Below are 21,998 nucleotides of genomic sequence, written 5' to 3'. Positions count from 1 at the left end.
TGGCCCTGACGTCGGTTTTTCGAAGTACCAAGCCAGCCGTGGCTGACACGGCGCGCAAGGGAGGAAACCAATGCTTAGGAAAAAGACCAACGGGGTTGCGAGACGCCCCCAGCGGACAAGTATCCTGTCCCAGGTCGGCGAGAAAACCGTCGATCGCCGCGCATTTTTGCGTGGATCGGGCCTGACGATCGGCGGACTTGCCGCGATCAGCGCCACGGGTGGAACCGTGACGCCAGCCAGCGCCCAGACAGCGGCCAATCAGGCCGTTGAAAACATCAAATCCGTATGCACCCACTGTTCGGTCGGCTGTACCGTCGTTGCCGAAGTGCAGAACGGCGTCTGGGTCGGGCAGGAACCCGGCTGGGACAGCCCGTTCAACCTGGGTGCACACTGCGCCAAGGGGGCCTCGGTCCGCGAGCACGCCCATGGCGAGCGCCGCCTGAAATATCCGATGAAAAAGGAAGGCGGCGAGTGGAAGCGCATCAGCTGGGAACAGGCGATCAACGAGATCGGCGACGGCATGATGAGCATCCGCGAGGAATCCGGGCCGGACAGCGTGTACTGGCTGGGCTCGGCCAAGCATAACAACGAACAGGCCTATCTGTTCCGCAAGTTCGCCGCCTATTGGGGCACGAACAACGTGGACCATCAGGCGCGTATCTGCCACTCGACCACTGTTGCAGGTGTTGCGAACACATGGGGCTACGGCGCCATGACCAATTCGTACAATGACATCCATAACTCACGCGCCATCTTTATCATCGGCGGCAATCCGGCCGAGGCGCACCCCGTCTCACTGCTGCATGTTCTGCGCGCGAAAGAGCAGAACAACGCGCCGCTGATCGTCTGCGACCCGCGCTTTACGCGCACCGCAGCGCACGCGGATGAATATGTCCGCTTCCGCCCCGGTACCGACGTTGCGCTGATCTGGGGTATCCTGTGGCACATCTTCGACAACGGCTGGGAGGACAAAGAGTTCATCCGCACCCGTGTCTGGGGCATGGACCAGATTCAGGAAGAGGTCGCCAAGTGGACTCCTGAAGAAGTTGAGCGCGTGACCGGCACCCCCGGCTCTCAGCTCAAGCGCGTAGCGCGCACCATGGCCAACAACCGTCCCGGCACGGTGATCTGGTGCATGGGTGGCACGCAGCACACCAACGGCAACAACAACACCCGCGCCTACTGCGTGCTACAGCTTGCGCTTGGCAACATGGGCACCTCGGGTGGCGGCACCAACATCTTCCGCGGCCATGACAACGTTCAGGGCGCGACGGACCTTGGCGTTCTGTCCCACACCCTGCCCGGCTATTACGGTCTGTCCAACGGTGCCTGGGCACATTGGAGCCGTGTCTGGGGCGAGGATGTCGATTGGCTGAAAGGTCAGTTCGCCACGATCAAGGACAAGGAAGGCAAGGACAAGCCGCTGATGAATGAACGCGGCATCCCGGTTTCCCGCTGGATCGACGGTGTTCTGGAAGACCCGGCCAACATGGATCAGGACAACAACGTCCGCGCCATGGTTCTGTGGGGTCACGCTCCGAACTCGCAAACGCGGGGACCGGAGATGAAGACGGCGATGGAGAAGCTGGACATGCTGGTCGTGATCGACCCGTATCCCACCGTTTCCGCCGTTCTGCATGACCGCACCGATGGCGTCTACCTGTTGCCCGCCTGTACGCAGTTCGAAACCCGTGGCTCTGTCACGGCCTCGAACCGCTCGCTGCAATGGCGCGACAAGGTGGTTGATCCGCTGTTCGAAAGCCTGCCGGACGAGGTCATAATGGCCAAGTTCGCCAACAAGTTTGGCTGGGCAGATCGGTTCTTCCGCAATATCGAGATGGAAGACGCCGAAACCCCGAATGTTGAAAGCATCACGCGTGAATTCAACTCGGGCCTCTGGACCATCGGCTATACCGGTCAGTCGCCGGAACGTCTGAAAAGCCACATGGCCAACCAGCACACGTTCGACAGAACCACGCTGCAAGCCATTGGCGGACCCAACGACGGCGAATATTATGGTCTGCCCTGGCCCTGCTGGGGAACGGCTGAGATGGGTCATACGGGGACACCGAACCTCTATGACATGTCCAAACCGGTGGCCGAAGGTGGCCTGACCTTCCGCGCCCGTTTCGGCGTGGAGCGTGATGGCGACAACCTGCTGGCCGAAGGGGTCTATAGCGTCGGCTCGGAAATTCAGGATGGCTATCCCGAATTCACGATGCAGATGCTGATGGACCTAGGCTGGGACGGTGATCTGACGGCCGAGGAACGCGCGGCAATCGACGCTGTCGCGGGGCCAGAGACCAACTGGAAAACCGACCTATCCGGCGGTATCCAGCGGGTCGCGATCGAGCATGGCTGCGCGCCCTTCGGGAACGCCAAGGCCCGCGCGGTCGTCTGGACCTTCCCGGATCCGATCCCACTGCATCGCGAGCCGCTTTACACCAACCGTCGCGATCTGGTGGAGGACTATCCAACCTATGAGGACCGTCAGGCCTATCGCCTGCCAACCCTTTACGCTTCGATCCAAAAGAACGACTTTTCAAAGGATTATCCAATAATCCTCACGTCAGGTCGTCTGGTCGAATATGAAGGCGGCGGCGAGGAAAGCCGGTCGAATCCGTGGCTGGCCGAGCTTCAACAGGACATGTTCGTCGAGATCAATCCGCGCGATGCCAACAACCTTGGTATCCGTGACGGGGCACAGGTCTGGGTCGAAGGTCCCGAAGGCGGCAAGGTCAAGGTGATGGCGATGCTGACCAACAGGGTCGGTGCCGGGGTGGCCTTCATGCCATTCCATTTCGGCGGCCATTTCCAGGGTGAGGACCTCAGGGCGAAATACCCTGCTGGTGCTGACCCCTATGTGCTGGGTGAAAGTTCCAACACCGCGCAGACATATGGCTACGATTCAGTGACCCAGATGCAAGAGACAAAATGTACTCTCTGCAAAATCTCGGCAGCGTAAGGAGGACGATAAATGGCTAGAGCAAAGTTTCTCTGCGACGCTGAACGCTGCATCGAATGCAACGCCTGCGTGACCGCGTGTAAGAACGAGCACGAGGTGCCCTGGGGCATCAATCGCCGCAGGGTGGTGACGATCAATGACGGCAACCCGGGCGAACGCTCAATCTCGGTGGCCTGCATGCATTGTTCGGATGCGCCCTGTATGGCGGTGTGCCCGGTCGACTGCTTCTATCAGAACGAAGAAGGGGTTGTCCTGCACTCCAAGGACCTGTGCATCGGCTGCGGCTATTGCTTCTATGCGTGCCCGTTCGGTGCGCCGCAATACCCGCAGGCGGGCAACTTCGGATCGCGCGGCAAGATGGACAAATGTACCTTCTGCGCCGGCGGCCCCGAGGAAACGCACTCGACCGCAGAGTTCGCCAAATACGGTCGCAACCGGATCGCCGAGGGCAAGCTGCCCATCTGCGCCGAGATGTGTTCCACCAAGGCACTGCTTGCCGGTGACGGCGACGTGGTGTCTGCCGTCTACCGCGAACGCGTCGTGGCGCGCGGGTTTGGCTCGGGCGCATGGGGTTGGGGCACGGCCTACGACCAGAAAGACGGCTGATCCGCCTTTCGCATAAGCAATGGATGACCCGCCCCGTGCGGGTTGTCCGATCTTGGAATTTGACCGAGGTTCAGATGCTTCGCTTTCTCATCGCAATGCTGTTCACCCTTGGGCTGACCCTTTCTGCATCGGCCCAAACAACCGATGACGGCACCGCCGCGCCCGAAAGGGTGGAAACCGGCGGGGCAACGACCCTTGAAGACATCCTCGCCCGCCAGCGCGGAGAGCGGGTCGATAACAGCTATCGCTCTGACAATACCGGACAAGGCAATGTCGAGGGTCTGCTGGGCCAGCTTGGTACGCGCGGCGTAACATCCGACAGCGATGTTTATCGCGCCCTGCGCTATGGATCGGCGGACGTGACCGTTTCGTCCAATGGTCCGGCGGCGAATGTGCTGATCCAGGACGGCGGCATGTGGTGGCTGAATTTTCGCACCGGGCCGCTGCGCGAATACGGCACCTACATCATTGCCGGGATGGTCGGCATCATCCTTCTGTTCTTCCTGATCCGCGGCAAAATCCGCATCGACGGAGAGAAAACCGGCCGCACCGTCACCCGCTTCAACGGTTTTGAACGCTTTGGCCATTGGCTATTTGCCGGATCGTTCCTGATCCTCGGCCTGACCGGGCTGCTGACGCTCTATGGTCGCGATTTCCTGATCCCGATTTTCGGCAAGGATGGCTTTGCCACCATCGCACAGGGCTGCAAATGGCTGCACAACAACCTTGCCTGGGCTTTCATGCTGGGGCTTATCATCGTCACGGTGAACTGGATCGCCCACAACATCCCCAACAGGACTGATCTGAAATGGCTGGCCGCTGGCGGCGGTCTGTTCACCAAGAACAGCCACCCGCCCGCCAAGAAGTTCAACGCCGGTCAAAAAGTGATCTTCTGGGCCTGCATCCTGCTGGGCGTCTCGATCAGCCTGTCGGGCCTGTCGCTGCTGTTCCCGTTTGAACTGCCGATGTTCGCCAAGACCTTCCAGATCGCCAACGCCACCGGCTTTCCGCAGATGCTGGGTCTGAACCTGCCGATACAGATGTCGCCTCAGGAAGAGATGCAGTATGCCCAAGTCTGGCACGTCATGATTGCCTACGTCTTCATCGCCATCATCATCGCCCATATCTATCTGGGATCGGTCGGCATGGAGGGCGCGTTCGACGCCATGGGCACCGGCGAGGTCGAAGAGCAATGGGCGCGCGAGCATCACTCGCTGTGGCTGGAAGAGGTCCAGGAAAAAGAGGCCAGCAAGGCGGCGGCCTCGCCTGCTGAATAGATGCGCTGGCTTGCTCTGGCGCTTGCCCTGATCCCCCTGCCCGCCTCGTCCGAGTTCTTTACGCTCAAAGGACATGGCGGACCGATCATGGGAATCGCGACCGCCCCGGACGGGCGCATCGCCACGGCCAGTTTCGACAATTCAGTTGGCCTGTGGACAGGGCAAACCCCCGAATGGCTTGAGGGGCACGAGGCGGCGGTGAACTCGGTCGCTTTCAACGGCACCGCGATCTATTCCGCCGGGGATGATTTCACCCTGCGCCGCTGGCCCGGAGGCGACGTGGTCGGTCGCCACAAAGGCAAGATCGTCGGCATCGCAGCCTCGAAAACCCATGTGGCGACCGCCAGTTGGGATGGCACCATCGGGCTGTGGCCGGTGGACGGGTCAGAGCCGACTATGCTTGGCCCTACCGGCATCGGCGTAAACGCTGTGGTCTTTACCCCTGATGGCAAACAGCTTTATTCGGCGGGTGTTGATGGCACGCTGCGCCTATGGGATGTCGCCAGCGGTCAGGAAATAGATCGCCTGATTGAGCATGGCTTTGGCATCAACGAGCTGATCCTGAACCCACAGGACGGTTGGATCGCCTATGGTGCCGTTGATGGTGTGACCCGCATTCTGAACCTGACCACCGGGGAGGAGCGAGACTTTACCCTCGACCGACGTCCCATCCTCGCCCTGACGCTCAGCCTTGATCGCAAGCTTCTGGCCGTGGGCGATGGCGAGGGCTATATCATGGTCATCGACACGGACGAATGGCGCATCGCACAGGATTTCCGCGCCACCCTGCGCGGCCCGGTCTGGGCACTGGCTTTTTCGTCGGACGGGCAGAACATCCACGCAGGCGGCATTGACGAGGCGATGTACAGTTGGCCGATCTCCTCGCTGGGCGATCAGGAGCAGATGGCCGCCGCCGAGCCGAGCTTTCTGAAAAACCCCGACGAGATGAGCAATGGAGAGCGGCAATTCGCGCGGAAATGTTCGATCTGTCACAGCCTGACCCCGGATGGCGAGCGACGCGCAGGTCCCACCCTGCACGATATCTTCGGGCGACCGGCGGGCAAGCTGCCCGGCTATTTATACTCGGACACGCTGCAAGACTCTGATATCATTTGGAATGAAGAGACCATAAATGCTCTTTTCGACGAGGGCCCGGATCACTACATTCCGGGGTCAAAGATGCCGATGCAGCGGATCACGCAGCCCCAGGACCGGATCGACCTGATCGCGTTTCTGCGCCGCGCCACCGCTGCACATGACTGAGCCGGAGGAGACCATGAAAGCCTTTCTGACCGCCATCGCCGCGATGGTCGTGATCACCGTCGCCGCCCCCTATACTCTGGAACAGATCGGATTCAGCGCGGCCGAAACGACGTCTGGTTCGGCTGTGCGCCTCGACTGAATGTCACAATACCTGACCACCCGCGAACTGGCGGACCTGCTGCGCATTGGCGAGCGGAAGGCCTATGATCTGGCCTCTTCGGGCGAGATTCCCTGCGTGCGCGCCATGGGAAAGCTGCTGTTCCCCAAGGCCGAAATCATTGCCTGGCTGAACGCCTCACGTTCTGGTCCGCATGTGGCTGAACCGCCCCTGCCCCCGATCGTCGCCGGCAGCCATGATCCGCTGCTGGATTGGGCTCTGCGCGAAAGCGGCTCCGAGCTTGCGACTTACTATGACGGCTCCTTCGACGGGCTCAGCCGTCTTGCCGACCGCAGTGCACAGGCCGCAGCCCTGCATATCCACGAACCGGACGGTTTCAACACGCAGGCCCTGCGCGACTCGGTCGGCGACGCACCTGTGATCCTTTATCAGATCGCACACCGCCAACGCGGCTTGCTGCTGGCCCCTGGCACCTCGGGCATCGCGGGGTTCAGCGACCTGAAAGGCCGACGCATCATCCTGCGTCAGAACAGCGCCGCCAGCCAACATCTGTTCGATGCACAACTGCGCGCACACGATCTAAGCCGCGACGACCTGAACCCCCTACCCATCTGCGCCCGTACCGAGGAAGAGCTGGCCACCGCCCTGCGCGACGGCAAGGCCGAGGCCGGTTTCGGCCTCGGGGCACTCGCCCGGCCTTATGGCCTGAGCTATGTACCCACCCATTCCGAACGTCTGGACCTCGCCATCTGGCGTCGCGCATTCTTTGAACCGCCGATGCAGACCCTGATCCAGTTCCTGCAATCCGGGCGCTTCGCCGAACGCGCCGCCGAATTGGGAGGCTATGACCTCACAGATCTGGGGCAGATCCACCACAACGGTGCCAGCGGCTGAACCTTCATCTTTTCCCAAATACTCTCGCCGAAGGCGAAACTACTGCGCGTTGGGAAAGAACAACTGCTCGCCCTCCAGCGCATAGGACGCAATCGCTGCTTGTCCGTCGGGTCCGGTCAGCCAATCGATAAATCTTTGACCGGCAGCGGCGCGAACGCCGGGGTGCTTTTCGGGGTTCACAAGGATCACCCCATATTGGTTGAACAGACGCGGATCACCTTCGACCAACACATCAAGATTGCCCCGGTTCCCAAAGGACATCCACGTCGCCCGGTCGGTCAGCACATAAGCATCCATGCCGCTGGCCACGTTCAGCGTTGCCCCCATGCCCGAGCCCGTCTCGCGATACCAATCGCCCGAGGCTTCGGTCGGGTCGATCCCCGTCGCCCCCCAATGACGCATCTCGGCTTTGTGGGTACCGCTGTCATCCCCGCGTGAGGCAAAGGGCATCTCGGCCTCGGCCACCGCGGTCAGCGCGGCAACGATGTCGTCCCCCCCGGCAACCCCGGCTGGATCAGATGTCGGGCCGACCAGTACAAAGTCGTTATACATGACATCCAACCGCTCTACGCCCCAGCCATCGGCCACAAACTGCTCTTCCGCAGGTTTGGAATGCACCAGCAGCACGTCGCCATCGCCGTTCACCGCATTCCGGATCGCCTGCCCCGTGCCTACGGCAACAACACGCACATCGGTGCCGGTTTCAGCCTCAAATCCCGGCAGGATATAATCCAGCAAACCCGAGTTCTGCGTCGAGGTGGTGGATTGCACCACAATGAATGGCTCTTCAGCCGCAGCTGAAACGGTCAGCCCAAGCGTAACCACCGATGCCAGAACAAATTTCCGGATCATTCCAAACTCCATCTTTCTCAAATCAGGTTACCAGCCCGCCAGCCAGATAGCGGCGCGAGTCGGCGCTGAGCGGCGCCTCAAGCACCTGTTTTGCGGACCCGTGTTCAACCACCTGCCCGCCCTGCATCATCACGATATCCGCAGCCAGCCGACGGGCCTGTCCGATATCGTGCGTCACCATCACAATGCGCACCCCACGCTTTGAGGCACGCAGCACCATCCGTTCGATCTTCTGCGTTGCACTCGGGTCCAGCGCGCTGGTGGGCTCGTCCAGAAACAGCGTCTCGGGTTTCAGCGCAAGAGCACGCAGGATCGCCAGACGCTGCGCCTCACCCCCCGAAAGCGAACGGGCGGACTGGCGCGCCTTGCCTTCAAGGCCGCCTTCGCCCAGCAATTCTGCGATACGCTGCTTGCGTAGCACACGGGGCATGGCCTGGCGTTTCAGCACGAAATCGAGATTGGCCGCAACCGAACGCCGCAACAGAACCGGGCTTTGAAACACCATCGCCTGACGAGCCTTTTGTGCAGCACCCAATGGCTGCCCATCCTGACAGACGCGCCCGCGATCAGGCGCGATCAGCCCGTGCAGGCAGCGCAACAGAAGGCTCTTCCCAGCACCATTCGGCCCCAGAATGACGGTCGGTCCCGGCCCATCAAGACAAAGCTGAGGCACATCGAGAAGCACCTTGCCCTTGCGGCTGATATGCAGATCACGCGCCTCGATCATACCCGGTATCTCGGCCACCACATCACGCATGGCGCAACCCCTCCTGCTCGGCCCGCAGGGTCAGGGCGCTGACCATTGCGTTTACCGCAACGGCAATCCCGATCAGGATCGCCCCCAACGCCAAGGCCAGCGCCAGATTGCCCTTCGAGGTCTCAAGCGCAATCGTCGTGGTCATCACCCGGGTCACATGGTTGATGTTGCCCCCCACGATGATCACCGCGCCAACTTCGGCGATGGCGCGACCGAATCCGGCCAACAACGCCGTGACAAGCGCCAGACGCGCATCCCACAACAGCACCGGAACCGACGCCAGACGGGAGACGCCCAAAGACCGCAATTGTTCGGAATATTCCTCGGCCAGCAGCTCAACCACCTGCCGAGTCAGCGCGGCCACGATGGGCGTGACCAGAACAACCTGCGCGATGATCATGGCGGTTGGGGTGTAGAGCAGTTCCAGCACCCCGAATGGGCCCGAGCGCGACAGCATCAAATAAACCAGCAATCCGACAACAACCGGCGGAAACCCCATCAAGGCGTTCATGAGGATGATCAGAACCCGCCGCCCAGGAAACCGCGCGACGGCCAGCGCTGCACCAATTGGCATACCGATCGCTGCTGAAATCAACACCGCGAAGACCGAAACCCGCAGGGACAACAGCACAATCGCCCAGAGTTCCGCATCCCCTTTCAGGATCAGGCCCAAAGCATTGCTGAATTCTAATGCAAATCCCTGCATTTCTTTCCTGTACGACTGCATTTCCTCATGAAATGCACTAAATTACAGGGAAATACTAAGCGATCAACGAGCCAAGTACAGACACAAATCCGACATCCGTCACAAAAAACGCGGCCCTAAAAAGGGCCGCGCTTGATGCTACGGAAATGTAGTCCGTCTTAGTTCAGAGCACCGTCCGTGATCTGGTGCGTCCATGCGCCCTCGGGCTGGGCGGTGATAACCGGATCGGACCCACCAGCCAGCAGCGTCGACACCGTGCGTTCAAAATCTGCCGGATCCAGCGCGCCGTTCGATCCCGCCGTCAGCTTGGCAATCTCGCCCATCATGCGTTTTTGGTGTTCCTCGGTCTGCGCACCGGTTGCATCATTGTCGAGAACGATCAGAGCGGCCTCTTCCGGGTTCTCTTCGGCATATTTCCAGCCTTTCATCGAGGCGCGCACGAAACGCTGCATCTTGTCGACAAAAGCCGCATCGCTCAGCTTGTCTTCCAGCACGTACAGGCCGTCCTCAAGCGTTGCGACACCCTGATCTTCGTATTTGAAAGTCACCAGCTCATCCGGGCTGACGCCCGCATCGATGACCTGCCAGTATTCATTGTAGGTCATGGTGCTGATGCAATCGGCCTGTCGCTGCAGCAGTGGATCGACGTTGAAGCCTTGCTTCAACACCTCGACGCCATTCTCGCTCTTGCCGCCGGTGTCGATGCCCAGGCTGCTCATCCAGCTCATGAACGGGAACTCGTTGCCGAAGAACCAGACGCCCAGAGTGCGGTTCTTCAGGTCTTCGGGCGCGGATATCCCGGCATCCTTCCAGCAGGTCAGCATCATGCCCGAGCTTTTGAAAGGCTGCGCGATATTGACCAGCGGCAATCCCTTTTCGCGCGCAGCCAGCGCAGCGGGCATCCATTCGACCGTTACATCTGCCCCGCCCCCTGCAATCACCTGCGTGGGCGCGATATCGGGTCCACCCGGCAGGATGGTCACATCCAGATCTTCTTCCTCGTAGAACCCTTTGTCCTGCGCCACGTAATAACCCGCAAACTGCGCCTGAGTGACCCATTTGAGCTGCAAGGTCACCTCATCCGCAGCCAGAGCGGCTGTGGCTGTCAGGCTGAAGGCGGCGACCGCCCCGCTGATTAGCTTCTTCATCTTCAAGTCTCCTAGTTGCTGTTGATGCCCCGTTTTCGAGGTCTGTTAATTCCGTTGTCGGCGCTGCGAGGGGTGCCAGAAGGTCACCAATTTTTCGAGCCCCGCCACCAATGCATAGAACACCGTTCCGGCCAAAGCCGCCACGGCGATTTCAGCCCAGACAAGGTCAATGGACAGGCTGCCCACCCCGGTCGAGATACGGAACCCCATACCGCGCGTGGGGGAACCGAAATATTCGGCCACAATCGCGCCGATCAGCGCCAGCGTCGTGGCGATCTTGAGCCCGTTGAATATGAACGGCATCGCAGCAGGCAGGCGCAGCTTGATCAGCGTCTGCGTGTAGCTGGCGGCATATGTGCGCATCAGGTCGCGCTGCATGGCATCCGCCTCGCGCAGGCCCTGCACCGTATTCACGAGGATCGGGAAGAACACCATCACCACCACGACGGCCGCTTTGGATTGCCAGTCAAAGCCGAACCAACTGACCAGAATAGGCGCGATACCGACAATCGGAAGGGCCGCCACGAAATTGCCGATCGGCAACAGCCCCCTTGTCAGGAAAACGGACCGATCGATCAGTACAGCCGTCAAAAAGGCCGCAACGCTGCCGATGGCAAAGCCGGTGAAGGCCCCCTTGAACACGGTCTGTTTGAAATCCTGCCACAGGATATCTGTCGAGTTCGCAAACGTCTGCGCCACCATCGACGGCGGCGGCAGAATGACCGGCGAGACATTCAGGCCGCGCACCAGCCCCTCCCACAGGATCAACAGCGTGACGCCGAACAGCACGGGGACAAATACGCGAATGCCCCTGGAGTCGCGATAGATCGAGCGCGCCAGCCAGGCATTCAGCCACCAGGCCCCGGCCCAGAAGATCAGCGAAAAGATCACCCAGCTCATGCGCCCATCCCCATACGTTTCAGGGTGACCCGCTGCAGGATATCCAGCAATGTCACCAGAATGCCCGCCAGAATGGCCGCCGCAAACAAGGCGGCCCAGATAGCCAGCGGTGTGCCGAACTGATCCCCGATCAGGATACGGGCACCCAGACCAGAAATCGCACCCGTCGGAAGCTCACCCACGATGGTCCCGACCAACGCCGCCGCGATGCCGACCTTCAGCGAGGTGAACAGATAAGGCACCGATGACGGCAGGCGCAGCTTCAGAAACGCCTGCAACCCGGTCGCGTTATAGGTTTTCAGCAGATCCAATTGTGACACGGCGGGCGAACGCAGTCCTTTGACCATCCCGACCAGCACCGGGAAATAGCATAAATAGGCCGAAATAATCGCCTTGGGCACCCCGCGCCCTTCGATCCCCAGCTGAGAGCTCAGCACAATGATCATCGGAGCCAGCGCCACAATCGGCACGGTCTGGCTGATGATCGCCCAGGGCATCAGGCTCATGTCCACGACCCGGGAATAGACAATCGCCACAGCCCCCAGGATGCCAACCGCAGTGCCCAGCACAAAGCCCCAAAGCGTCGATTGCAGCGTGATCCAGCCGTGGTAGATCAGCGACCGTTTCGACATCGCCCGACCTCTCATCGCCATCTCACCTGTGGTCTTCCACAACTCCTGCCCCACCTGAACCGGCGTCGGCAGGCGCGGACGCTCCAGACCATAACCGCGGGTGATATGCGCGGGGTTCTGCACCATCAGCACCCAGACCGAGACCTGCTGACGGTCACGCGACGCCTCGGGCATCACGGTTTCCCCTGCCCGTTCCGCCTGATCCAGCGAGACACGCATATTCATCGGCGCGACCGCCAGATACCAGAAAACGGCGATGGCAAACAAAACGGTCATAACAGAAAGGAACTGCTTCATGCCCGCCACTCCATTCGATAGACCGGTACCGTATCCGGCAAAACCGGGGGTTCTTCGGCCGTGACCTCGAACCCTTCGCGGCGATAGAACCGTTGCGCGGGCCTGTTCGGCACATGCGTCGTTAGCCATAGAAAATCCCGGTTTTCCTTGGCCTTGTCGACAAACGCCTTGCCAATGCCCTGCCCCGTTCGCCGACAATACAGCGCACCGATCTTCTGCTCCGCGGGATCAACCGACATGTAGCAATCGACCGGATCACCCGCGACCCAGATCTCCCGGCTGTCAAACGCCTCACCGATCATCGCGGCCAACAGGTCAACCGGCAGTTCTTCGGACATCCATGCGGTTTCGGTGGCCCAGGCGTGGACCACTCCGGCGCAGGCCAACACATCGTCAGGCACAGCGCGGCGAATCCCGAGCGTTTGCGGATCAGTCGTCATAGGAATGCCCCGCTCGCAAGCCATCACGCACCCGATGCGCGACCTCGATGAATTCCGGCGTATCGCGAATGTCCAATGGCCGCTCTTTCGGCAACGGGCTGTCGATCACATCGGTGATCCGTCCGGGCCGGGGACTCATGACCACGATCTTCGTGCTCAGATACACCGCCTCGGGGATCGAATGCGTCACGAATCCGATCGTCTTCTCGGTCCGCGCCCAAAGGGCCAGAAGCTGTTCGTTCAGGTGATCGCGCACGATCTCGTCCAATGCACCGAACGGTTCATCCATCAGCAGGATATCGGCATCAAACGCCAACGCCCGCGCGATACTGGCCCGCTGCTGCATACCACCAGACAACTGCCATGGAAATTTCCCACCAAATCCTTCAAGATCAACAAGTTTCAGAACGTTCTTAACCTGCTCTTCCTGTTCCGCCGCCGAATAGCCCATGATCTCAAGCGGCAGTTTGATATTCTTGGCAATGGTCCGCCACGGATACAGTCCCGCGGCCTGAAAAACATAGCCATAAGCACGCTTGCGCCGCGCCTCGTCCGGGGTCATGCCGTTGACGGTCAGCGTTCCTCCGGTTGGGGTTTCCAACGCCGCAATACAGCGCAAAAAGGTGGTCTTCCCGCAGCCCGAGGGGCCGATGAAGCTGACGAAATCTCCTTTGTCGATAGTCAGATTCACATCTTTCAGCGCATGAACCGGGCCATCATTGGTCTGAAAGGTCAGGTCAAGCTGCCTTGCCTCGATCACGGGCTGGGTCGTTCTTTCAGTAGTCATTCCATCGCCTTGAAAAGAGTGGATTGGAGCCGCCCAGGAAGGCGGCTCAGGCGCGTCACACGCCGGTCGCCGGAATACCTGTCCGCTCAACCGGGCGCGGTGCGGTCAGTTCTTTCCAGGTGCTCAGCGCCTTGTTCACGGTGGTATTGGCCTCGCGCGCGACAAACTCCCCATGACCTTCCTGCGTGCGGATTTCTCCATCATGCACCGCCATATGACCGCGCGTCAGGGTAAAGCGTGGCAGACCTTTGACTTCCTTGCCCTCAAACACGTTGTAATCGATCGAAGACTGCTGCGTGTCAGCACTGATCGTCTTGGTCTTTTCAGGGTCCCAAACCACAAGATCCGCATCCGCACCCACCAGAACCGCACCCTTTTTCGGGTAACAGTTCAATATCTTGGCGATATTAGTTGATGTCACCGCCACGAACTCATTCGGCGTCAACCGACCGGTGTTCACCCCATGCGTCCACAACATCGGCATCCGGTCTTCCAGCCCGCCGGTGCCGTTCGGGATCTTGGTGAAATCACCCACGCCATATCGCTTCTGCTCGGTCGTAAAGGCGCAATGATCCGTTGCCACGACGCTCAGAGACCCCGATTGCAGGCCATTCCACAAGCTGTCCTGATGCTGCTTGTTCCGGAACGGAGGGCTCATGACCCGCCGTGCCGCGTGATCCCAATCCTGGTTGAAATACTCGCTTTCATCCAAGGTCAGATGCTGGATCAGAGGTTCCCCCCAAACCCGTTTGCCCTGCATCTTGGCCCGTCGAATGGCCTCGTGCGCCTCTTCGCAAGATGTGTGAACCACGTAAAGCGGCACACCCGCCATATCCGCGATCATGATGGCGCGGTTGGTCGCCTCGCCTTCCACCTGCGGTGGACGGGAATAGGCATGCGCCTCGGGGCCCGAATTGCCCTCGGCCAGCAGCTTCGCGCTCAGCTCGGCCACCACGTCGCCATTCTCGGCATGCACCAGCGCGGTGCCGCCCAGCTCGGCCAGACGCTTGAACGAGGCGAACAATTCGTCATCATTCACCATCAACGCACCTTTATAAGCCATGAAATGCTTAAATGTGTTGATCCCGCGCGTCTCGATCACCGTCTTGATGTCATCGAACACCTGCTCGCCCCACCAGGTCACCGCCATGTGGAACGAGTAGTCGCAATTCGCCCGCGTCGATTTGTTATCCCAGCGCTTCAACGCGTCCAGCAGGCTCTCGCCCGGATTGGGCAGCGCGAAATCCACCACCATCGTGGTTCCGCCGGCCAGTGCCGCGCGCGTGCCGCTTTCAAAATCGTCGCTGGAATAGGTGCCCATGAACGGCATCTCAAGATGGGTATGCGGATCGATCCCGCCCGGCATCACGTAACAGCCGGTCGCGTCCAATTCCTTGTCCCCTTTCAGGCCCATCCCGATTTCTGTGATCACCCCACCTTCGACCAACACATCCGCCTTGTAAGACAAATCGGCGGTCACGACGGTCCCGTTCTTGATAACAGTGCTCATTTTAATCTCCCTCATGCGGTCTGCGCCGCTTGCTTCATCTGGCTATAAATATCCCGGGGGAGTCGCCCTGCGGGCGACGGGGGCAGCGCCCTCTATCCCACGATCTCCGCCGTCTCGAGGACTGCATGAAACAGAACATCCGCCCCGGCTGCCGCCCACTCTTTGCTGATCTCTTCGGCCTCGTTATGGCTCAGCCCATCGACACAAGGACACATCACCATCGCCGTTGGCGCCACCCGGTTAATCCAGCAGGCATCATGCCCCGCGCCCGAGATGATGTCGGTATGCGTGTACCCCAGCCGCTCGGCCGCATTGCGCACGGCACTCACGCAGCCCTCGTCGAACTTGACCGGATCAAAGCCGCCGACCTTTTCGAACTCGATCTGAAGACCCATCTCATTGACGATATCTTCTGCCGCAACCCGCAGGCGGTTTTCCATATCCGTGATCACGTCCAATTCAGGCGACCGGAAATCGACCGTGAACACCACTTTACCGGGGATCACATTGCGCGAGTTTGGATAGACGTCGATATGCCCCGCCGCCCCGACAGCGTGCGGTGCATGAGACCATGCAATCTCATCAACCTTCTCAAGAATACGCGCCATCGCCAGCCCGGCATTCTTGCGCATCGGCATCGGGGTGGACCCCGTATGCGCGTCTTTGCCGGTCACCGTTACCTGCGTCCAGCTCAGCCCCTGACCATGGGTGACAACACCGATATCCTTGCCCTCGGCCTCAAGGATCGGCCCCTGTTCGATATGCAGTTCGAAAAAGGCGTGCATCTTGCGCGCGCCGACCTCTTCATCGCCGCGCCACCCGATGCGCTGCAATTCGTCGCCAAACTTTTTGCCCTCGGCATCTTCACGGTCATAGGCCCAGTCCTGCGTGTGCATCCCGGCAAACACGCCCGAAGACAGCATCGCGGGGGCATAGCGCGTGCCTTCCTCGTTGGTCCAGTTGGTCGCAACAATCGGATGTTTGGTCTTGATCCCAAGATCGTTCAGCGTGCGAATGATCTCCAACCCGCCCAGAACACCCAGAACGCCGTCATACTTCCCGCCTGTGGGCTGCGTATCCAGATGAGAACCCACATAGACCGGCAGCGCCTCGGGGTCAGTGCCTTCGCGGCGGGCAAACATGTTACCCATCTGATCCAGCCCCATTGAACAGCCCGCCTCTTCACACCACCGCTGAAACAGGGCGCGGCCTTCGGCATCTTCGTCGGTCAGGGTCTGGCGGTTGTTACCACCCGCAATTCCGGGGCCGATCTTCGCCATCTCCATCAGGCTGTCCCACAACCTGTCGCCATTTATCCTGAGATTTTGCGCCGGAGCTGCCATTGTACTGTTCCCTGTTGCTTGCGATTGAACTCGCTATTTGGTGTCTTGATTTGACCATATGGTCAAACTCAGGCTATCACGGGGACTACACCAGTCAAGAAATTGCGTGGCGCAGCCCGAATTTTTAGCATAATCATCGCCCGTTTGACGTAGAATGAGACGACCTGAAAACATGCCGAAAGATCGCGCACCGACCCGAATTCAGAAAAAGAACCGCGCTGCCATTCTGGATGCCGCGCTGAACGTGTTTTCATCCCATGGTTTCCGGGGCGCGACGGTTGATCAGATCGCGTCCGAGGCCGGTCTGAGCAAGCCGAACCTGCTCTATTATTTTCCCTCGAAAGAGGCGATTCACACCGCTCTTCTGTCCGGGCTGCTTGAAATCTGGCTGGCACCGCTGCATGCGCTGGATGAAGACGGCGATCCAATGGAAGAAATCCTGGCCTATATCCATCGCAAACTGCAGATGAGCCGCGAGTTGCCCCGCGAAAGTCGCCTGTTTGCCAATGAGCTGGTGCAAGGCGCGCCCCGCATTCACGCGGCATTGTCCGAAGACCTCAAGGCGCTGGTCGATGACAAATCTGCGATTCTGACCCGTTGGATGGATCAGGGCAAAATCGCCCGGGTGCATCCTTATCATCTGATGTTCTCGATCTGGGCATTGACGCAGCACTATGCCGATTTCGATGTTCAGGTCCGCGCCATTCTCTGCGACGAAGATCCGTTTGAAGGGGCTGAACCCTTTGTCGACTTGCTCTATCGCAAGCTGTTGACACCCTGAAAAAAGGGGCCGCAAAAGCGACCCCTTCCTGATGTGCAATCTTCCGATCATTCGGCTGCCTTGGCCATCGGGTTGTTCGGATGCGTGGTCCAGTTGGCATAGTCCGGCTGAACCTCGCGCCCGGTGCGCGGATCAACCTCGCCCGCCGCCATCGGCACCATCGAGATGCAGTCCTCGACCGGGCAAACATCGACGCAGAGGTTGCAGGCCACGCATTCCTCATCGATCACTTCGAACACCCGGTCGGCCGACATCGAGATCGCCTGATGGCTGGTATCTTCACAAGCGGCATAGCAACGCCCGCATTTGATGCACTGGTCCTGATCGATCTTTGCTTTGGCGATGTAGTTCAGGTTCAGATACTGCCAATCGGTGACATTCGGCACCGCGCGACCGATCACCTGATCGATGCTGGTATAGCCCTTCTCGTCCATCCATTCCGACAGACCTGCGATCAGTTCATCGATGATCTTGAAACCATAGGTCATCGCCGCCGTACAGACCTGCACATTACCGCAACCCAGCGAGATGAATTCCGCCGCGTCGCGCCATGTGGTCACCCCGCCGATACCCGAGATCGGCATACCATGCGTCGCTTCGGCCCGGGCAATTTCGGACACCATCGACAGGGCGATAGGTTTCACCGCCGGTCCGCAATAGCCACCATGACTGCCCTTGCCATCGATCGAAGGCTCGGGGCTGAACGTGTCCAGATTGACGCTGGTGATCGAGTTGATCGTGTTGATCAGCGATACCGCATCCGCACCGCCATTCCGGGCCGCCGCCGCGGGCTTGCGGATATCGGTGATGTTCGGCGTCAGCTTCACGATGACCGGACGGTCGTAATACTGCTTGCACCAGCGGGTCACCATCTCGATATATTCCGGCACCTGCCCCACGGCAGAGCCCATACCCCGTTCGCTCATCCCGTGCGGACAGCCGAAGTTCAGCTCAATCCCGTCCGCGCCAGTTTCGGCCACGCGCGGCAGGATGGCTTTCCACGCCGCCTCTTCGCAGGGCACCATGATCGAGGCGATCAGCGCACGGTCCGGGTAGTCAGACTTGACCCGCGCCATCTCCTCAAGGTTCACCTCCAGCGGGCGGTCGGTGATCAGTTCAATGTTGTTGAGGCCCAGCAGGCGCCGGTCCGCCCCGTAAATCGCGCCATAGCGCGGGCCGTTCACGTTGACGACCGGCGGTCCTTCGGCCCCTAGCGTCTTCCAAACGACACCGCCCCATCCGGCCTCAAAGGCGCGGCGGACATTGTATTCCTTGTCCGTGGGCGGCGCCGAGGCCAGCCAATACGGGTTCGGACTTGAAATTCCCAGAAAGTTTGTCGTCAAATCAGCCATTTATCCGGCCTCCCTGATGCGGTTCTGCATCTTCATCTTTTCACAAATACTCATGGCGCAACCGCTGGATCATGCGATCAGGCTGGCATGGATATCCATCGCGGCATCCCGCCCCTCGGCCACGGCGGTCACGGTCAGGTCGTCGCCACCGGCGGCGCAGTCGCCCCCGGCCCAAACCCCGGCGACCGAAGTTCGCCCTGCACCGGTCACGGCGATTTTGTTGCCATCCAGCGCCAGCCCTTCGGGCGCGCCTTCCAGAGTCTGGCCAATCGCCTTGAGCACCTGATCGGCCGGGATACGCACCGTTTCACCGGTTCCGGACAGGCTGCCCCCTTCGCTTGAAGTATATTCCAATTCGATCTCAACCGCCGATCCGTTGCCGTGCACAGCCACGGGTTGAACATTTGTCAGAATGCGCACCCCGTGCGAGGCCGCCAGATCCTGTTCATACCGGCTTGCGCCCATCGCCTCGCGACCCCGGCGGTAAGCGATGGTCACCTGTTCCGCGCCCAGCAGCTTGGACTTCACCGCCGCGTCGACGGCAGTCATGCCACCACCGATCACCACGACATTGCGCCCAACCGGCAGGTTCGCCAGATCATCTGCCTGCCGCACGTCCGAAATGAAATCGACCGCGTGGCGTACGCCATCCTTGTCGGATCCCTGCGCCCGCAGCGCATTCACACCGGCCAGGCCGATGGACAGGAAGACCGCGTCATAGTTTTCAGCCAATCCGTCCAAAGAGACGCCAGCGCCCAAGGCTGACCCCGTCTCAATGGTGATCCCGCCGATCTTTAACAGCCAGTCGACCTCGGCCTGTGCAAAATCATTGGTCGATTTATAGGCGGCGATGCCGTATTCGTTCAGACCGCCCGCCTTGGGTTTGCTTTCGTGGATCACCACGTCATGACCCAACATCGCCAGACGATGCGCACAGGCGAGCCCTGCCGGCCCCGCCCCGATCACGGCAACAGTTTTGCCCGTCGGCGCCGCACGATCGAAGGGATGTTCGCCGGTCGCCATCAACGTATCGGTCGCGTAACGCTGCAGCCGTCCGATCTCGACCGGTTTGCCCTCTGCGGTTTCCCGCACGCAGGCTTCCTCACACAAGGTTTCGGTCGGGCAGACCCGGGCGCACATGCCACCCAGAATGTTCTGATCAAAGATCGTGCGCGCCGCGGCTTGCGGCTGACCGGCCTGGATCTGGCGCAAGAACAGCGGGATATCGATATCCGTGGGACAGGCCGTCACGCAGGGTGCGTCGTAACAGAAATAACAACGATCTGCTGCTACGGCGGCCTCATGCGGCGCGAGCGGCGGATGCAGATCGGAAAAATTGGATGCCAACTCATCGCTGGAAAGCCGCCCAGCAACGATGCCGGGTGCCATCTGGCCCTGTGCCATCACTCTACTCCCTGTAGATATGTTTGTTATACCCTTCAGCTTGCCACAATTTCATTTTTTATCAACTGGTAAATTTTATCATCTGGTCAAAAAATAAAAACCCGGACGTAAAGGCCCGGATTTCAAGGATAATTGCAGTCTTATCGATCCTCGCTGCGTCAGATCATCCCGTTCAGATGCCCGGATTTGATCCAGACGCGGGCTCCACCTTTGCCCGCAACGGCGGTCGAGCGTGATCCCGGCGGCAACCGTAGCCAGTCCCAGGTGCCGAAATCCTCGCCTGCTTCTGAGAAGCTGCCTTCGATCACAAAAACCTCAAGCCCCTTGCTGGCGTCCAACTCGACGATCTGGCTCGCGGCCCAGTTTTGCACCTGAACATCCTCGTGCGCATCCTTGAACAGGTCGATATCCCCGCCCCCGTTGATCGAACGGCGCACCTCGGTACGATCATCGGGATCGAACTGATGCAGTTTCACCAGGATCGTCGCCCCTTCGCTGGCCGAGGGCGTGTGGGATGAGGTCGGAGGATTGCGCACATAGCTGCCCACCGGGAAATCGCCGGTCTCGTCCTGAAATACGCCATCAAGCACCAGATACTCTTCGCCGCCGTCATGGGTATGCGCGGCAAAGGCACTGCCGGGGGCAAATCGCACGATGGTCGTTGCCCGCGCGACTTCCTCACCGATACGGTCCAGCATCTTGCGTTCGACCCCGGCGGCTGGCGACGCCACCCATTCGGTCTGATCAAAGTGAACGGCGACCCGCTGGCTGAAATCCGCATTGACCCGCATCTGCATTCCTCCTGCTTTGCTGCCTCATTAGATGGGACCCGGAATCTGAATTTCAAACCGGGATGGTTTTGGGGTTTTGACGCCCTCCACCGCTTGTTGTACTTCCGGTTGAGGCAGAGGCCGAAAATCGGCTCGATCAGAAAGCGCAACCAGATGCAGGCAAGCCCGGCGACATTCAACATCCTCATCATCGGGCAGAACAACCGGCTGCAATATGAGGCGCTTTTGTTTGCGGCATCGCTGCGCCACAGCGCGCCCGGCTTTAAGGGGCGGCTGTTTGTCGGCGTGCCGCAGCCCGGTCCGCTGTGGCCACAGAACCCCAGCATTCAGGACCCCGATGTTTTGGAAGCGCTGCAACATCTGGGTGCCGAAATCCTGCCCTTCGAGTCACACACATTCGGCGCAAGCTATCCCAACGGCAACAAGATCGAAGCCCTGCTGGCAATGCCCGAGGGTGAGCCATTTGTCTTCTTCGACAGCGACACGCTGATCACCGGAGAGCTGAGCGAGGTTCCCTTCGATTTCGAACGGCCCGGTGCCTCGCTTCGGGTCGAGGGGACGTGGCCGAAACCCACCCTCTATGGTCCCGGCCATGACGGTATCTGGCGCGCGCTTTATGACCGGTTCGGGCTGGATTTCGAAAGCTCGCTCGATCCCGGCCAGCCATCGGGATATTGGCGGCACTACCTGTATTTCAACGCAGGCTACTTCTTCTACAAATGTCCCCGCCTGTTTGGCGAACGCTTTCTGGATTACGCCTGCACAATCCGCGACGAGGAAATTCCCGAACTGACCGGGCAGGTTCTTGACCCCTGGCTGGATCAGATCGCCCTGCCTCTGGTCATCCATTCCCTCGGCGGCGGGCGCGACGCTCTGCCCGACGGTTTGCTGGATGGCTCGGTCAGTTGCCATTATCGCCTGTTTCCGATGCTCTATGCCCGCGAAAGCGATCACGTGGTCGAGGTGCTGGAAACTGTGGTGACCCCGAACAAGATCAAAAAGGTGCTCAAAGGGTATGACCCGCTGAAGAAGCTGGTGATCCAGCGCAAGGGCGCCAAGATCCGCGCCCTGTTCGACCGGGAAAACCTGCCTGCGCGCGAACAGGTCATCCGCAAGACGATCAAGTCCAAGGGGCTGTGGTTGCGGTAATCACAAAGTTGTGCGCGCGGCGGCAA

General features: G+C 60.1%; 21 protein-coding genes. 8 read left to right on the top strand and 13 right to left on the bottom strand.

Annotated features, from left to right (window positions below):
* Nucleotides 1-70: 70 nt before the first annotated feature.
* The 6 genes from ACR3E4_RS15090 (at nt 71) to ACR3E4_RS15065 (ending at nt 7,123) form a co-directional block, all read left to right on the top strand.
* A complete protein-coding gene (locus tag ACR3E4_RS15090; RefSeq protein ID WP_480532891.1) occupies nt 71-2,965 on the top strand; it encodes a formate dehydrogenase subunit alpha in 2,895 nt (964 codons plus the stop codon).
* Nucleotides 2,966-2,977: 12 nt separating this feature from the next.
* Nucleotides 2,978-3,571, top strand: coding sequence for a formate dehydrogenase FDH3 subunit beta (gene fdh3B / locus ACR3E4_RS15085; protein ID WP_010439472.1), 594 nt, complete (start codon nt 2,978-2,980; stop codon nt 3,569-3,571).
* A 74-nt stretch (nt 3,572-3,645) separates the two neighbouring features.
* Nucleotides 3,646-4,848, top strand: a complete 1,203-nt coding sequence (locus ACR3E4_RS15080; RefSeq protein ID WP_480532893.1) for a formate dehydrogenase subunit gamma — start codon at nt 3,646-3,648, stop codon at nt 4,846-4,848.
* Nucleotides 4,849-6,111, top strand: coding sequence for a c-type cytochrome (locus ACR3E4_RS15075; RefSeq protein ID WP_480532895.1), 1,263 nt, complete (start codon nt 4,849-4,851; stop codon nt 6,109-6,111).
* Between the two features lie 13 nt (nt 6,112-6,124).
* Nucleotides 6,125-6,250: a hypothetical protein gene (locus ACR3E4_RS15070; protein WP_480532897.1), complete on the top strand. Its 126-nt coding sequence runs from the start codon at nt 6,125-6,127 to the stop codon at nt 6,248-6,250.
* Nucleotides 6,251-7,123: a substrate-binding domain-containing protein gene (locus ACR3E4_RS15065; protein ID WP_480532899.1), complete on the top strand. Its 873-nt coding sequence runs from the start codon at nt 6,251-6,253 to the stop codon at nt 7,121-7,123.
* A gap of 39 nt (nt 7,124-7,162) precedes the next feature.
* On the opposite strand, the gene ACR3E4_RS15060 is transcribed toward ACR3E4_RS15065, so the two are convergent.
* The 10 genes from ACR3E4_RS15060 to ACR3E4_RS15015 all read right to left on the bottom strand — a co-directional run bounded on the left by ACR3E4_RS15060 (nt 7,163) and on the right by ACR3E4_RS15015 (nt 16,495).
* Complete coding sequence (locus ACR3E4_RS15060) at nt 7,163-7,975, bottom strand: ABC transporter substrate-binding protein (RefSeq protein WP_480532901.1); 813 nt, start codon at nt 7,973-7,975, stop codon at nt 7,163-7,165.
* Nucleotides 7,976-7,997: 22 nt separating this feature from the next.
* The gene (locus tag ACR3E4_RS15055) at nt 7,998-8,732 is read right to left on the bottom strand and encodes an ATP-binding cassette domain-containing protein (protein WP_480532903.1); all 735 of its coding nucleotides are present in this window, start codon (nt 8,730-8,732) and stop codon (nt 7,998-8,000) included.
* Complete coding sequence (locus ACR3E4_RS15050) at nt 8,725-9,438, bottom strand: ABC transporter permease (RefSeq protein ID WP_480532905.1); 714 nt, start codon at nt 9,436-9,438, stop codon at nt 8,725-8,727. The genes ACR3E4_RS15055 and ACR3E4_RS15050 overlap by 8 nt, the downstream gene beginning before the upstream one ends.
* Before the next feature lie 158 nt (nt 9,439-9,596).
* Complete coding sequence (locus ACR3E4_RS15045) at nt 9,597-10,586, bottom strand: ABC transporter substrate-binding protein (RefSeq protein ID WP_480532907.1); 990 nt, start codon at nt 10,584-10,586, stop codon at nt 9,597-9,599.
* 45 nt (nt 10,587-10,631) lie between these two features.
* Nucleotides 10,632-11,486, bottom strand: a complete 855-nt coding sequence (locus ACR3E4_RS15040; protein WP_480532909.1) for an ABC transporter permease — start codon at nt 11,484-11,486, stop codon at nt 10,632-10,634.
* Complete coding sequence (locus ACR3E4_RS15035; protein ID WP_480532911.1) at nt 11,483-12,415, bottom strand: ABC transporter permease; 933 nt, start codon at nt 12,413-12,415, stop codon at nt 11,483-11,485. The genes ACR3E4_RS15040 and ACR3E4_RS15035 overlap by 4 nt, the downstream gene beginning before the upstream one ends.
* Nucleotides 12,412-12,855 carry a GNAT family N-acetyltransferase gene (locus ACR3E4_RS15030; RefSeq protein ID WP_480532913.1) on the bottom strand — a complete coding sequence of 148 codons (444 nt, stop codon included), beginning with the start codon at nt 12,853-12,855 and terminating at the stop codon, nt 12,412-12,414. The genes ACR3E4_RS15035 and ACR3E4_RS15030 overlap by 4 nt, the downstream gene beginning before the upstream one ends.
* Complete coding sequence (locus ACR3E4_RS15025; RefSeq protein WP_480532915.1) at nt 12,845-13,642, bottom strand: ABC transporter ATP-binding protein; 798 nt, start codon at nt 13,640-13,642, stop codon at nt 12,845-12,847. The genes ACR3E4_RS15030 and ACR3E4_RS15025 overlap by 11 nt, the downstream gene beginning before the upstream one ends.
* A gap of 55 nt (nt 13,643-13,697) precedes the next feature.
* Nucleotides 13,698-15,152: a dihydropyrimidinase gene (hydA, locus tag ACR3E4_RS15020; protein ID WP_480532917.1), complete on the bottom strand. Its 1,455-nt coding sequence runs from the start codon at nt 15,150-15,152 to the stop codon at nt 13,698-13,700.
* A gap of 92 nt (nt 15,153-15,244) precedes the next feature.
* Nucleotides 15,245-16,495 carry a Zn-dependent hydrolase gene (locus ACR3E4_RS15015; RefSeq protein ID WP_480532919.1) on the bottom strand — a complete coding sequence of 417 codons (1,251 nt, stop codon included), beginning with the start codon at nt 16,493-16,495 and terminating at the stop codon, nt 15,245-15,247.
* A gap of 172 nt (nt 16,496-16,667) precedes the next feature.
* Here ACR3E4_RS15015 and ACR3E4_RS15010 point away from each other — a divergent pair, with 172 nt between their 5' ends.
* Complete coding sequence (locus tag ACR3E4_RS15010) at nt 16,668-17,276, top strand: TetR family transcriptional regulator C-terminal domain-containing protein (RefSeq protein ID WP_480532921.1); 609 nt, start codon at nt 16,668-16,670, stop codon at nt 17,274-17,276.
* A gap of 47 nt (nt 17,277-17,323) precedes the next feature.
* Here ACR3E4_RS15010 and preA read toward each other — a convergent pair whose 3' ends face one another.
* The 3 genes from preA to ACR3E4_RS14995 form a co-directional block, all read right to left on the bottom strand.
* A complete protein-coding gene (gene preA, locus ACR3E4_RS15005; RefSeq protein ID WP_480532923.1) occupies nt 17,324-18,628 on the bottom strand; it encodes an NAD-dependent dihydropyrimidine dehydrogenase subunit PreA in 1,305 nt (434 codons plus the stop codon).
* A gap of 69 nt (nt 18,629-18,697) precedes the next feature.
* A complete protein-coding gene (locus ACR3E4_RS15000) occupies nt 18,698-20,032 on the bottom strand; it encodes an NAD(P)-dependent oxidoreductase (RefSeq protein WP_480532925.1) in 1,335 nt (444 codons plus the stop codon).
* Nucleotides 20,033-20,190: 158 nt separating this feature from the next.
* Complete coding sequence (locus ACR3E4_RS14995; protein WP_480532927.1) at nt 20,191-20,823, bottom strand: cupin domain-containing protein; 633 nt, start codon at nt 20,821-20,823, stop codon at nt 20,191-20,193.
* 153 nt (nt 20,824-20,976) lie between these two features.
* Between ACR3E4_RS14995 and ACR3E4_RS14990 the strand changes: the two genes are divergently transcribed.
* A complete protein-coding gene (locus tag ACR3E4_RS14990) occupies nt 20,977-21,972 on the top strand; it encodes a hypothetical protein (protein ID WP_480532929.1) in 996 nt (331 codons plus the stop codon).
* Nucleotides 21,973-21,998: the final 26 nt, after the last annotated feature.

Source organism: Ruegeria sp. AP11, from assembly GCF_056535865.1.
The sequence above is the reverse complement of the archived record's forward strand: the minus strand, read 5'-3'. Positions and strand labels throughout refer to the sequence as shown.